This is a genomic window from Micromonospora hortensis, assembly GCF_022230935.1.
GTDB lineage: Bacteria > Actinomycetota > Actinomycetes > Mycobacteriales > Micromonosporaceae > Micromonospora > Micromonospora hortensis.
The window spans coordinates 14,381-28,230 of record NZ_JAKKFE010000015.1 but is presented as its reverse complement, the minus strand read 5'-3'; the positions used below and the strand labels follow the sequence as shown (position 1 = coordinate 28,230).

Sequence of the window (13,850 nt, the reverse complement as noted above, 5' to 3'; positions counted from 1 at the left end):
GTCCGCCGCCGCCTGGCCCCTCGGGCGGCGGCGGACGCTCCGGGCACCGAGCGGGGGAAACCGTGACGAGGATCGATGATGTGGCCCGGCTGGCCGGAGTGTCCACTGCCACCGTCTCGCGGGCGCTGCGCGGACTACCGACGGTCTCGGCCGCCACCCGACGCCGGGTACTCGCCGCCGCCGAGCAACTCGACTACGAGGTCTCGCCGAGCGCGTCCCGGCTCGCCGGCGGCCGGACCGGCACTGTCGCGGTGGTGGTCCCCCGGATCACCCGCTGGTTCTTCAGCACCGTCGTCGAGGCGGTCGAGGAATACCTCCACCAGTCCGGCTACGACCTGCTGCTCTACAACCTGGGCGGCCGGGAGCAGGTCCGCCAGCGGGTTCTGCGTACGGCGAACCTGCACAAGCGGGTCGATGCCATGATGCTGGTCGCCACGCCCCTGCGTCCGGCCGACCTGACCGCGCTGGCCACCCTGGAACTGCCCGGCGTCACCATCAGCTCGGGCAGCAGGGTGCCCAACTGGCCGTGCGTACGGATCGACGACGTGGCTGCCGCGCGGGTCGCGACCAAGCATCTGATCGACCTCGGCCATCACCGGATCGCCCACATCTCCGGCGACCCGGACGACGAGTTGGCCTTCACCACCCACCTCGACCGACGTCGGGGTTACCAGTCGGCGCTGCGCTCCGCCGGCCTGCGACCCGACCCCACCCTGGACATCGAGTCCACCTTCACCATCGACGGCGGCAACCGGGCCACCGCCGAGTTACTGGCCCGCGGCGAGCCACCGACGGCGATCGTCGCCGCCTGCGACGAGATGGCGATGGGCGCGTTGACCGCCCTGCGCGACGTCGGACTGCGGGTGCCGCAGGACGTCAGCGTGATCGGCATCGACGACCACGACCTGGCCGGTGTGCTCGGGCTCAGCACCGTCGCCCAGCCCGCTGCCGAGCAGGGCCGGCTGGCCGCCCAGATGTTGCTCGACCCGCTCGGGGCCCGACCGCCGGGCCCCATCGTCAGTCAACGGGGCGCCGATTGCGACACTCCGGTGGTCCTGCCCACTCGGTTGGTGGTCCGGGACTCGACCGCACCGCCCCGGGCACACTGAAATCCACACACCGCAACACGGGAGACGACCCTGAACACCGATCCGACGCAGCAGACCCCCTCCGGTCACCCGGCCACCGGCTGGTGGACCGAGGCCGCCATCTACCAGATCTACCCCCGCTCGTTCGCCGACTCGGACGGGGACGGAATCGGTGACCTGCCCGGCATCACCGCCCGCCTCGACCACCTGGTCGAGCTGGGCGTGGACGCGGTGTGGCTCTCCCCCTTCTACCCCTCGCCGCAGGCCGACGCCGGCTACGACGTGGCCGACTACCGCGACATCGACCCGCTGTTCGGCACCCTCGCCGACGCGGACAAGCTGATCGCCGAGGCCCGGGCCCGCAACCTGCGGGTGATCGTCGACCTGGTTCCGAACCACACGTCCTCGGCGCATCGCTGGTTCCAGGCCGCGCTGCCGGCCGCGCCCGGCAGCGCCGAACGGTCGCGGTACATCTTCCGGGACGGCCGAGGTCCGGCCGGCGACCAGCCGCCGAACGACTGGCAGAGCGTCTTCGGTGGTCCGGCCTGGACCCGGACTGTCGACGCCGACGGACAGCCCGGCCAGTGGTACCTGCACCTGTTCGACACCGGGCAGCCGGACCTCAACTGGGACAACCCGGAGGTGCACGCGGAGTTCCTGGACGTGCTGCGCTTCTGGTTGGACCGCGGCGTGGACGGCTTCCGGGTCGACGTGGCGCACGGCCTCATCAAGCAGGCCGACCTGGCGGACTGGCAGGAGCCGCAGGAGATCCTCTCCGGCAACGAGATCGACAAGCCCCGCCCGCCGATGTGGGACCAGGACGGCGTGCACGAGATCTACCGGCAGTGGCGGCAGGTGCTGGACAGCTACCCCGGCGAGCGGGTGCTGGTCGCCGAGGCCTGGGTGGAACCGGCCGAGCGGCTGGCCCGCTACGTCCGCCCGGACGAGATGCACCAGGCGTTCAACTTCGAGTATCTGCTCGCCGCCTGGAGCGCACCGGCCCAGTACGCGGTGATCACCCGTTCGTTGGAGGCGACCGACTCGGTCGGCGCGCCGACCACCTGGGTGCTGTCCAACCACGACGTGGTGCGGCACGCCTCCCGCCTCGGGCTGCCGGTCGGCACCGTACGCCCCAACGGCATCGGCATCGGCGACCCGCAGCCGGACGCCGCACTCGGTCTGCGCCGGGCCCGGGCGGCGACCCTGCTGATGCTGGCGCTGCCCGGCTCGGCGTACCTGTACCAGGGTGAGGAGCTGGGGCTGCCCGAGCACACCACTCTGCCCGACGAGGCCCGGCAGGACCCGACCTGGGCACGCAGCGGGCACACCCAGCGCGGCCGGGACGGCTGCCGGGTGCCGATCCCGTGGGAGGCCGACGCCCCGTCGTACGGCTTCGGGCCGACCGACGCGAGTTGGTTGCCGCAGCCCGCGCTCTGGGCGGAGTACGCGCTGGACCGCCAACGCGACGTGCCCGGCTCGACGTACGAGCTGTACCGCACGGCGCTGCGGTTGCGCCGTGCCCACGGGCTGGGTCGCGGCACCCTGGAGTGGTTGTCCTCCGGCGACGAGGTGCTGAGCTTCCGCAACGGTGAGCTGACAGTGCTGACCAACTTCGGTGCCGCCCCGGTGCCGGTGCCGGCCGGCGCCGAGGTGCTCGCCGCCAGCGCGCCCCTGGACGACGACGGCGCGCTCCCGGCTGACGTGACCGTCTGGCTGCGAGGCTGACCGAACGCTGACCGGCCCGTTCCGCGGTACTCGCGGGCGGGCCGATCAGCGTGGACCGGCCCGCTATGGAGCTGATGTCGTAAACGATTCATGCCCGCCCGCCGTGCGCCCGCGCCCCGCACCCTCGAGATCGCACTCATTCCAGGATGCGGTGGCCTCGGCCCGCCGGAAGGCAACGAGAACCAGGAAGTAGCGCGATCTCGAGTGGCGCGGGACGCCCAGTCCCTCGGACCCGCACACCGAACGTGCCCCCCCACGCCGCCGCCGCGCCGATCTTGCAGATTCGGTCGTCGGTATGGGCTCTATGCCGCTTGTGTCGGGACAGTAAGCGCAAGATCGCGGGGCGGGGGTGAGTGGGGGTGAGTGGGGGTTAGAGGCGGTTGGCTCGGGTGTGCAGCAGGTCGTGCACGTTGTCGATGTCCGCCGGTGAGGTTCGCGAGGCGAGCCAATACATGACACCGGTCGGGATGAAGAAGAGCTGGAACGCGGCCAGCCCGACGGCGAAGTTCAGCGGTGGCGGGAATGCCGCCCGCAGGGCCTGGAAGGCCACCCCGACCAGCCCGTTGCCGGCCGCGCGACCAACCCCGTTGACCAGGTTGCCCAGGCTGTAGACAGTGCCCCGGTGCTCCGGTGGGTTGACGTCGGCGATCAAGGCGAACCAGTTCGGCGAGTTGGCCGAGGTCAACGCGAGCGCCACGATGGCGGTGAGCAGGCTCAGCCCGACCGACGGCTCGGTGAACACACTGGCCAGCACCGCACCCACCACCGCGCCGCCGCTCGCGCCGTCCGGCACGTCGATGGTCACCGGTACGAAGAACAACACCAGGTAGAACGGCAGCGCGGCGAGGATGCCGATCGAGGCGACGAGTGCCCGCCCTCGCGGGGTACGCCGTTGCACGGCGTCACCGATCAGCCCGCCCACGATGGACAGCACCCCACCGAGCTGGAACAGGGTGGCGAAGACGCTGCCCACCACCACCGCTGTCGAGGTGGAGTAGCCCTGCGCCTCGGCCCGTTCGGCGAAGAGCACCGGCAGCCAGACCAACGAGCCGAACGCGGCCTGCGCGGTCAGGCCCTGCAGGATCAGCCACCGGTTGGTCCGCCGGGCCAGGATGCGCGGCAGGTCGGCGCGGCTGATCCGGTAGTCGTACTCGGCGCCGGCGTCCAACCTGCCGGCCAGCTCCGGCTCGCTCTGGCCACGCCGGACGTCGTACGTGAACAGGTAGGCCACTGTGGCGACCAGGCCGACGCCGGTCAACAGCAGGAACGGCCGCCGCCAGTCGGCAGCCCCGAGCAGCCCGCCGACGAGAGTGCCCGCGAGGGTGCCGACCCCCTGGGAGAGCCCCCAGAAACTCATCACCAGCCCGCGCCGGGTCGGTGAGATCAGATCGGTGACCACGGAGAAGCCCACCGAGCCGACCGCGCCGAGGCCGACAGCCGCGACCAGTTGTGCGGCCAGGAACGTCAGGTAGCCGTCGGCGAGCGCGCTACCGCCGGTGCCCGCCGCCCAGAGCAGCGTGCCCACCATGAGCAGTGGTTTGCGGTTGGTGTGGTCCCCGACGTACGCCCAGCCGACCGCCGCGACCGCGCTGACCAGGAAGCTGACCGCTGTGACCACGCCGAGCAGCCGACCGGACACGTCGAACGCGTCGGAGATCGGGCCGTACAGCGGGGGAACCAGCCCGATCGCCACGTTGTCCAGCGAGGCGAGCAGCACGAACACCACGACGCTGTACAGCCGGTGCGCCGGCCCACCGCCCCGACCGTGCGGGCGCAGGCCGGGCCCGCCACTGGTCACCGTCATGACCGGCAGCCAACCAGACCACGTGAAGGAGGTCGTCACGCGGGTGGGTGCCGGTCACCGTCGGCCCGCACCCACCCGCGTCGATCCCGACTGTCAGCGCCGGTCGAGCACCAACCCGCGCGCCGCGGCGTACTGGTCGCGCACGGCGGGGACGGCCGTCGCCGCGTACTCCTCGGTGCCCTCGACCGCCCAGACCGGCGGCGCGTCGCCGCCCAGGGCGACCCAGGCGGCCTGCCGGGCGGCACCGTCGGCGACGTACTCGCCGGCTGGCGGAACGACGACCGGGCAGCCGAAGACCTGCGGGGCGATCTGCCGCACCGCTGCCGACCGGGCCCCGCCGCCGACCAGGATGACCCGGCGGGCGGTGGCACCCTGCGCGGTCAGCGCGTCCAAGCCGTCGGCGAGCGCGCAGAGCATGCCCTCCACGGCGGCCCGCGCCAGGTGCGCGGGGGTCGACGTGCGCAGGGTCAGGCCGTGCACGGCGCCGGTGGCGAGCGGTCGGTTCGGCGTCCGCTCGCCCTCCAGGTAGGGCACCATGACCAGCCCGTCCGCCCCGGCTGGCGCGGAGAGCGCCAGCTCAGCCAGCTCGTCGAGGCTGACCCCGAGCATCGCGGCGGCGGCGTCCAGCACCCGGGCCGCGTTGAGCGTGGCGACCAGCGGCAGGAAGCGACCGGACGCGTCGGCGAAGCCCGCCACCGCACCGCTCTCGTCAGCGGCGGGCACGTCGGCGACGCTGAACACGGTGCCGGAGGTGCCGATCGAGACGATCACGTCACCGGGCCCGGCGCCGACACCGAGCGCGGCGGCGGCGTTGTCCCCGGTGCCCGCGCCCAGCAGCGCGCCGCCCGGCCCACCCAGTACGTCGGACAGCTTCCCCGCCGAATCCGCCGGACCGAGCACCTCGGGCAGCACCAACCGCCGGCCGAAGCCCTGCTCCAGCAGGTCCAGCCGGTATTGACCGGTGGCCGGCGACCAGTAGCTGGTTCCGCTGGCGTCGCCCCGGTCGGTACGCAGCGCGTCCAGCCCCGGTGCGCCAGCCAGCCGCCAGGTCAGCCAGTCGTGTGGCAGGCAGACGGCCGCCACCTGGGCTGCCCGCTCCGGCTCGTGCGTGGCCAGCCAGCGCAGCTTGGTGAGGGTGAAGCTGGCCACCGGAACGCTGCCGGTGGCCTCCGCCCAGAACCGACTCCCGGCCGAGCCGCCGCCGGCCTCCTCGATGAGGTCGGCGGCGGCGTCGGCGGATCGGGTGTCGTTCCACAGCAGCGCCGGGCGGACCACCCGGCCGTCCTCGTCGAGACACACCATGCCGTGCTGCTGGCCGGCGACGGAGACCGCCGCCACGTCGGCCAACCCGCCGGCCTGGTCGGCGGCGCTACGCAGCGCCTGCCACCAGGCTTCCGGGTCGACCTCCGTGCCGTCCGGGTGCGGTGCCCGGCCCTGCCGGAGCAGGGTGCCGGTCTCCGCGTCCCGGATCACCACCTTGCAGGACTGGGTGGACGAGTCAACGCCTGCGACCAACGGCATGGCGGGGCCTCAGCGAGCGCCGAGCAGGTGCTCGACGGCGAGCTGGTTGAGCCGGACGAAGGCGAAGCCCCGGGCGGCCACGGCGTCCACGTCGACGTCCTCGAACGCGGACCGGTCGGCCAGGAGCTCCTCGTAGCCCTCGCCGTCGCCCAGCGTCGGCGTGCTCAGCTCGCCGACCTTGCTGGCGGCGAGCGCCTCGACCACCTCGGGGTCGGCGCGGAACGCCGCTGCCCGCTCCTTGAGCAGCAGGTAGGTGCTCATGTTGGCCGCCGCGGAGGCCCACACCCCGTCCATGTCCTCGGTGCGGGACGGCTTGTAGTCGAAGTGCCGGGGGCCGTCGTAGGCCGGCCCGCCGTTGGGGCCGCCGTTCTCCAGGAGGTCCACCAGGGCGAACGCGTTCATCAGGTCACCGTGGCCGAAGACCAGGTCCTGGTCGTACTTGATGCCGCGCTGGCCGTTGAGGTCCAGGTGGAACAGCTTGCCCTGCCAGAGCGCCTGGGCGATGCCGTGGGCGTAGTTGAGCCCGGCCATCTGCTCGTGGCCGACCTCCGGGTTGAGGCCGACCAGCTCCGGGTGGGCCAACTGGGAGATGAAACCGAGCGCGTGCCCGATGGTCGGCAGCAGGATGTCGCCGCGCGGCTCGTTGGGCTTGGGCTCCAGGGCGAACCGCAGGTTGTAGCCCTTGTCGATGGAGTACTGGGTGAGCAGGTCCACGGCCTCGCGGTAGCGGTCCAGGGCGGCGCGGACGTCCTTGGCGAGGTCGTACTCGGAGCCCTCGCGGCCACCCCACATGACGAAGGTGCTGGCACCCAGCTCGGCGGCCAGGTCGACCTGACGCAGCACCTTGCGCAGCGCGTAGCGGCGGACGTCGCGGTCGTTGCTGGTGAAGCCGCCGTCCTTGAAGATCGGGTGGGTGAAGAGGTTGGTGGTGACCATCGGCACCACCAGGCCGGTCTCGTCGAGGGCCTTGCGGAACCGGGCGATGTGCTGGTCCCGGGTGGCCGCGTCGACGCCGAACGGGATCAGGTCGTCGTCGTGGAAGGTGATGCCGTACGCGCCCAGCTCGGCGAGCCGGTGCACCGCCTCGACCGCGTCGAGCTCGGGACGGGTGGCGTCACCGAACGGGTCGCGGGCCTGCCAGCCCACGGTCCAGAGCCCGAAGGAGAACTTGTCGGCGGGGGTGGGACGGGGTGCCATGAGCGACCTCCGGGGTGGTGTTGTCCGCTATTTGTTCAGCGATTGAATTATTTGCCCACCCTATGGCACTGTCAAGGGGTGAGCCTCACCCACGCCCCGGCCGGCGCAGTCCGTCAGGGCAGCCTGCGCGAGCTCAACCTCGCCCTGGTCCTCGGCCGAATCGCCACGGCCGACCGACCTCCCTCCCGGGCCGACCTGGCGACAGCGACCGGCCTGACCAGAGCCACAGTGTCCGCGGTGGTCGAGGACCTGCTCGCCGGCCGGCTGGTCAGTGAGTCCGACCCCGCGCCCCGCTCGGGCGCCGGCCGCCCGGCGCGCGGACTGGTCCTGGCCGATCAGGGGCCGGCCGGGCTCGGCCTGGAGGTCAACGTGGACTACCTGGCGGTCTGCGTCGTGGACCTCACCGGCCAGGTCCGGCACCGCACCGTCCACCGGGCCGACCTGCGCCCGGTGGCCCCCGCCGACGCCCTGGCCCGCCTGGTCGAGATGGCCGGAGCAGCCCGCGAGGACGCTGCCGAGGACGGCCTCACCCTGGTCGGGGCCGCGCTGGCGGTGCCCGGCCTGGTGGACGACGCCGGGCTGGTCCGGCTCGCGCCGAACCTCGGCTGGCGTGACGTGCCGGTGCCCGCGCTGCTCGCCGAGCACCCTCCGCTGATCGAGCAGGTGCCCGGCATCCCCGCACTGGTGGTAGACAACGAGGCCAACCTCGCGGCGCTCGGCGAGTTGCACTCTCAGCCACCCGGCCCGTCCAGCTTCCTGCACATCTCCGGAGAGGTGGGCATCGGCGCCGGCATCGTGCTGGACGGCGCGCTGTTTCGCGGCGTACGCGGGTGGAGCGGCGAGATAGGGCACCTTCCGGTGCACCCCGAGGGCCGTCCGTGCCGCTGCGGCGGGCAGGGCTGCCTGGAGCAGTACGCCGGCCAGGAGGCGATCGTGGCCGCCGCCGGGCTGGCCCGGGCGGAGCTTCCCGCGGACACCGCGACGGCCCGGTTGGCCGAGTTGGCCCAGGCCGGCGACGCCGACGCGCTGCGGGCGCTGCACGACGCCGGAACGGCGCTCGGCGTCGCGGTGGCCAGCGTCGTCAATCTGCTCGACCTGGACACCGTGGTGCTCGGTGGCGGTTACGCGGCGCTCGCACCCTGGCTGTGTCCCCCGGTCCTCGCCGAGATCGGCGCCCGGGTGCTCACCGCGGCCTGGTCGCCGGTCACGGTCCGCCCGTCGACGCTCGGCGCGGAGGCCGCCGCGGTGGGCGCCGCCGGCTCGGTGGCCCGCCGGATCGTCGCCCAGCCCGCCGGCTGGCTGGCCCGCGCCGGCTGATCGCCACCCCGCGCCGTGCGCCGCTGTCGGGGAGAATCGGTACCCTTGCTCTCAGGCAACGATCCCCGGTGAGGAGTCGAGAAGCAGCATGCGCACACGTCGTCAGACGCGAGCCGGCGTCCGGCGGTGACCACGACCAAGCAACCCGGCGGCACCCCGTTGCCGGCCGACGAACGGTTGGCCCGGGAGCTGCTCGACGGGCTCGCCGAGGCCGTGCTGACAACGGACGGGACCGGTCGGGTCACCCTGGTCAACGCCATGGCGGCCGAGTTGATCCCGGAGATCGACGCCGGCACCGAACTGGCCGGTTGCCCGGTGGCAGCCCTGGCCCGGGCGGTCGCCAGCGGCGCTGACCGCTTCGACGCCGACCACCACGGCCGGCGACTGCGCGGCGTCCGACGGCAACTCGCCGGCTCCCGATGGGCGTGGTACGTCCGCGACGTCACCGAGGAGCACACCCGCGCCGAGGCCCTGCTCGCCGAACGCTCCCGCACCGCGTTCCTCGCCCAGGCCGGCAGTCGGCTGGCGCTGGCCCTGCACCGGGACCAGGTCCTCCTGGCCGCCACCACGCTCGCCGTTCCCTACCTGGCCGACGTCGCGGTGGCACTGCCCCGACCGACCGCGCCGGCCGAGCCACACGCCCGATGGATCCGGTACGCCGACGGCGAGCCTGCCCCGATCACCGGGCTGGCCAGCCCCGCGCTGACCAGCTCCGTGCCCGGGCTGGCCGAAGCGTTGGCCGGCGACCGGGCCGAGCCGGGCCCCTGGCCGGACGTCCCGCTCACCGACGTGGCCGACCTGCTTCCGCCCGAGTTCGGCCCCGCCGGCATGGTGCTGGTCAGCCCGCTGCTCAGCGCCGGCGGGTCGGCCGGTGCGCTGCTGCTCATCCGTCGGTCCGGGCGGGCCGGCTTCGACAGGCGCGACGTGGAGCTGGCCCGGGAGTTCGCCGCCCGCGCGGGTGCCGCGCTGGCCACCGCCGACCTGCACGGTGAGCAGGCCCACCTGGCCCGGGTGCTGCAAACCAGTCTGCTCCCGCCCGAGCTGCCCGTCGTGCCCGGTGTGAGCCTGGCCGGCGGTTACCGGGCAGCGGGCGACACCCTGCGCATCGGCGGCGACTTCTACGAGGTGTTTCCGCACCCCCGCGGCGCCCTGTTCGCGCTCGGCGACGTGTGCGGCAAGGGCGTGGGCGCGGCGGTGCTAACCGGCCGGGTCCGCCAGTCGTTGCAGACGCTGCGACTCGTCGAGCAACGCCCGCTGGAGCTGATCCACCTGCTCAACCAGGCACTGCTCGACGCGCCGGACGCGGCACGGCGAAACCAGTTCACCACCCTGCTGCTCGGTTCCCTGGACCGGGGGCCGGCCGGGCTGGACCTCCGCATCGCCGGCGGGGGTCACCCGGCGCCCCTGCTGGTCACCACCGACGGCACTGTCACCCCGGTCCCGGTCGGTGGCATGCCGGTGGGGGCGCTGACGGCCGCACGGTTCGCCGAGACCCGGGTGCACCTCGATCCGGGCGATCTGCTGCTCGCGTACACCGATGGGGTGACCGAGGCGCGCGGTCCGCGTGACGCGGCGATGTTCGGCGAGGCCCGGCTGCGGGCCGCGCTCGTGGCGGCGGCCGGGCAACCGCCGGCGGCGCTGATCGACCAGGTGCTCCGGGCGGTCGACGACTGGCTGGGCGGGCAGGCCCACGACGACATCGCGATGCTGGCCGTGGGCGCCTCGGCGTGACCGACGGGCGACCGCCGGGCCGGCTCGATCAGGCGGTACGCGCCACCGGCGGGCCGCCGGCCGGCCATTCCCTCGTGGTGCCGACCGATCGTTCCGGACCGCCCGACGAACCCGTCCACCCCGTTTGGATCTGCCGACCCGAATCGCCCGACCAGTCATCCGGCCGCCCACCGGGCCGGTCCGGGTCGCCCGGCCAGTCCCCCTGGCCCGTCGACTCATCCGACGCTGGCGCGTGCTGCGCCTGCTGGCGTCGGGCGGTCTCGTCGAACTCCCGCATCCCGCGCAGCAGCGCGTCGCGGCCCTCCCGGCTCATCCCGGCCAGCACGGCGGCGAGTTGGCCCTGGCGGTCGGCCCGCAGCTCGGCGACCAGCCGGCGGGCCTCCGGGGTGAGGTGCAGCGAGATCTCCCGCCGGTCGAAGCGGCCCGGCTCGCGTTCCAGCATGCCGGCGGCGACCAGCCGGTCGCAGAGACGGCTGGCGGAGCTGAGCAGCATGTCGAGTCGGGTGGCGAGCCGACGCAGGTTGATCCCGTCGTACTGTTCCACCACCATCACCGCCCGCAACTGGGCACCGGAGACGCGGTTCGCGGTCCCCTCCCGGGCAGACTCCCAGATGCCCAGCAGGGCAGCGGCCGCCGCATCCAGCGCGGCAGCCATACTCGTCTCAGGGTCCGTCGGACGGTTCTGTTCGGCCATGGTGGCCCGAGAGTACTCCGAACCTCCTGGTGGTCGAGCTTTCAGTGAAGGACTGACGATGAGCGAACCGGTCAATCGGGCACGACGTGCCCTGAACGAGACACCAGCTGACCGGCTTGTCGGTGGTATCGGGGACGTGCTCGCCGAGTCGTACGGCATCACCGACGTCGAGCTCTACCAGGTCGACTACCGGCTCGCGGAGCTGCTGCCACTCGGCGACGACGATTCGATCACCAGCCCCGGGCACCCGGCCTGGCGCGCCTTCGACCACCAGTCGCCGATACTGACCGACGGCACCGCCTGGTTCCCGGTCACCATGCGTGGCGAGCGTCGAGGGGTGCTGCGCCTGTCACCCGTGGCGGACGACCAGGACGTCGTCGCCGCGCTGGCCGAGATCGCCACCGCACTCGCCCACGAGGTGGCGGCGGTCTCCGCCGGCACCGACGTCTATCTGGCGGCCCGGCGCACCCAACGCCTCACCCTGGCCGCCGAGATGCAGTGGGATCTGCTCCCCGGCCGCAGCCGGATCCGTCCCTCGTTCAGCCTGGCCGGGCAGTTGGAGCCGGCGTACGCGGTGCGCGGCGACAGCTTCGACTGGTCCGACGACGGGGAACGGGTCTGGTTGTCCACCATCAACGGCACCGGTGAGGGAGTGGCCGCCTCCCTGCTCACCTCGCTGGCCACCCACGCGCTGCGCAACGCGCGTCGGGCCGGGCTGAGCCTGGCCGACCAGGCAGCCCTCGCCGATCAGGCCATCTACGACCTGTACCGGGGCGAGCAGCACCTCTCCGCCTTGCTGATGGAGTTGGACCTGCGCTCCGGGATGATGACAGTGGTGGACGCGGGGTCGCCCCGGCTGGTCCTGCTTCGCGACGGGGACGTCACCGAGCAGCCCCTGGAGGCGCAGTTCCCGCTGGGCATGTTCGAGGCGACCGACTATCACGAGCAGAAGTTCCCGTTGCAACGCGGCGACCGGGTCTTCGTGGTCAGCGACGGCGTGGTGGAGGCCACCGGTCAGCACATGCGCTACGGCGAGACGGCACTGGACCGGTTCCTGCGGCGGACCGGGCCGATGGCACCCCTGGACGCCGTCCGGTCGCTGATCGGTGATCTGCGCGCGTTCGTGGCCGGTGACCTGGTCGACGACGCGGTGGTCGTCTGCCTGGACTGGACCGGCCCGCAACCGTGACCGGTGGTCAGTAAGCGCCCCGGCCGTTCAGCACCGCTCCGAAGGTCTTCCAGAGGATCGTGAGGTCGGCGGCGAGGGACCAGTTCTCCACGTAGTAGAGGTCGAGCCGGATGCCGTCCTCCCAGCTCAGGTCGGAGCGGCCACTGACCTGCCACAGGCCGGTCATGCCGGGCTTGACCAGCAGCCGTCGGGCCACGTCACCGTCGTAGCGGGCCACCTCCGAGGGCAGCGGCGGGCGGGGCCCGACCAGGCTCATCTGCCCCAGCAGCACGTTGACCAGCTGTGGCAGCTCGTCCAGTGACCATTTGCGCAGCAGCCGACCGACGCGGGTCACCCGTGGGTCGTGGCGCATCTTGAACATGAGGCCGTCGGTCTCGTTGCGCGCTGTCAACTCGGCGAGCAGCGCGTCCGCGTTCACCACCATCGTGCGGAACTTGAACACGCCGAACTCCTGCCCGCCCCGGCCCACCCGGACCTGTCGGAAAAGCACCGGGCCCCGGCTGTCCAGTTTGATGGCCAGCGCGATGAACGCGATCAGCGGCAGCAGCACCGCCAGCGCCAGCGACGAGACGGACCGGTCGACGAAGCCCTTCACCAGCTTGCGGACGCCGCGGAACTCGGGCGCCTCGACGTGGATCAGCGGCAGGCCGGCGACCGGGCGGGTGTGGATGCGCGGGCCGGCGACGTCGGTCAGCGCGGGTGCCACGACCAGGTCGATGCCGGTCCCCTCCAACTGCCAACCGAGGCGGCGCAGCCGGGTCGCGGTCAGCTCACCGGAGGCGGTCACCGCGACCGTGTCCGCGCCGATCGCGGTGGCGGCCTCCGGGATACCCCGGAACGACCCCACCACCGGCACGTCACCCAGCCGCTGCGCCACCGGCGCGAGCAGCGCGTCCGGGATGCAGGCGCCCACCACCTGGTAGCCGGCGTACGGCTCACGGCGCAGCGTGTGGACCAACTCCAACACGTGGGCGGTGTCGCCGACCACCAGCACCTTGCGGGACCAGCCGGCGCCCACCGAGCGGGCCCGGTGCAGCCGCTTGCGGGCGGCGAACCGCGCCACCTCCAGCCCGACGGTGCCGACCGCGAAGGAGATTCCCAGGAAGCCCCGGGAGACGCCGACGTCGGCGATGTATCCGATGATGGCGATCGCCCCGGCCAGGCGCAGGCTGGCGGAGCTGACCCGCCGGTACTCGTCCGCCCCGTAGCCGATCACCCGGTCGTCGTAGCAGCCGAGCGCCTTGAGCGAGATCAGCCAGGCCAGCACCAACCCGGGGGCGACCAGCACGTACGGGATCTCCGAGCCGGTCGGCTCGTCGTCACCGAAACGCGCGACGTACCCGATCAGCAGCGCGATGATGAGGATGGTGGTGTCCAGCACCACCAGGACCCGGACGTAGGACCGTTCGTCGGCACGCGCCACAAACCCGGCGCGTCGACCATCGGGCTCCGCCGACGTGGCGGGGGTCAACAGTGTCGCCACGCTCACCGGCCCTCCCACTCTGTACAGGATGGCCCCGGCCGACGGGTCGGACCGGAGGCGGACCGACTAAGCCGGAACAGTCGACATCCTGCCTTGACAAC

The 13,850-nt window shown here is 72.8% G+C and carries 10 protein-coding genes; 5 read left to right on the top strand and 5 right to left on the bottom strand.

Features of this window, described 5'->3' with window-relative positions:
• The first annotated feature begins 62 nt into the window (after window positions 1-62).
• Complete coding sequence (locus NIE111_RS12070; RefSeq protein ID WP_238684496.1) at window positions 63-1,109, top strand: LacI family DNA-binding transcriptional regulator; 1,047 nt, start codon at window positions 63-65, stop codon at window positions 1,107-1,109.
• Between the two features lie 30 nt (window positions 1,110-1,139).
• Window positions 1,140-2,813, top strand: coding sequence for a glycoside hydrolase family 13 protein (locus tag NIE111_RS12065; RefSeq protein ID WP_238684515.1), 1,674 nt, complete (start codon window positions 1,140-1,142; stop codon window positions 2,811-2,813).
• A 370-nt stretch (window positions 2,814-3,183) separates the two neighbouring features.
• Here NIE111_RS12065 and NIE111_RS12060 read toward each other — a convergent pair whose 3' ends face one another.
• The 3 genes from NIE111_RS12060 to xylA form a co-directional block, all read right to left on the bottom strand.
• On the bottom strand, window positions 3,184-4,617 hold the full coding sequence (locus NIE111_RS12060; protein ID WP_238684495.1) for an MFS transporter: 1,434 nt from the start codon (window positions 4,615-4,617) through the stop codon (window positions 3,184-3,186).
• Between the two features lie 93 nt (window positions 4,618-4,710).
• Window positions 4,711-6,138, bottom strand: a complete 1,428-nt coding sequence (gene xylB / locus NIE111_RS12055) for a xylulokinase (protein WP_238684494.1) — start codon at window positions 6,136-6,138, stop codon at window positions 4,711-4,713.
• 9 nt (window positions 6,139-6,147) lie between these two features.
• A complete protein-coding gene (gene xylA, locus NIE111_RS12050; RefSeq protein ID WP_210784534.1) occupies window positions 6,148-7,335 on the bottom strand; it encodes a xylose isomerase in 1,188 nt (395 codons plus the stop codon).
• A gap of 78 nt (window positions 7,336-7,413) precedes the next feature.
• Between xylA and NIE111_RS12045 the strand changes: the two genes are divergently transcribed.
• The gene (locus NIE111_RS12045; protein WP_238684493.1) at window positions 7,414-8,652 is read left to right on the top strand and encodes an ROK family transcriptional regulator; all 1,239 of its coding nucleotides are present in this window, start codon (window positions 7,414-7,416) and stop codon (window positions 8,650-8,652) included.
• Window positions 8,653-8,778: 126 nt separating this feature from the next.
• Window positions 8,779-10,383: a PP2C family protein-serine/threonine phosphatase gene (locus NIE111_RS12040; protein WP_238684492.1), complete on the top strand. Its 1,605-nt coding sequence runs from the start codon at window positions 8,779-8,781 to the stop codon at window positions 10,381-10,383.
• Window positions 10,384-10,411: 28 nt separating this feature from the next.
• On the opposite strand, the gene NIE111_RS12035 is transcribed toward NIE111_RS12040, so the two are convergent.
• Complete coding sequence (locus NIE111_RS12035) at window positions 10,412-11,038, bottom strand: MarR family winged helix-turn-helix transcriptional regulator (protein ID WP_238684491.1); 627 nt, start codon at window positions 11,036-11,038, stop codon at window positions 10,412-10,414.
• 97 nt (window positions 11,039-11,135) lie between these two features.
• On the opposite strand from NIE111_RS12035, the gene NIE111_RS12030 reads away from it, so the two are divergent.
• The gene (locus tag NIE111_RS12030; protein WP_238684490.1) at window positions 11,136-12,266 is read left to right on the top strand and encodes a PP2C family protein-serine/threonine phosphatase; all 1,131 of its coding nucleotides are present in this window, start codon (window positions 11,136-11,138) and stop codon (window positions 12,264-12,266) included.
• Window positions 12,267-12,273: 7 nt separating this feature from the next.
• Here the strand turns inward: NIE111_RS12030 and NIE111_RS12025 are convergent, their stop codons facing one another.
• Window positions 12,274-13,755 (bottom strand): sugar transferase, encoded by a 1,482-nt coding sequence (locus NIE111_RS12025; RefSeq protein WP_372488317.1) that lies wholly within the window; start codon window positions 13,753-13,755, stop codon window positions 12,274-12,276.
• Window positions 13,756-13,850: the final 95 nt, after the last annotated feature.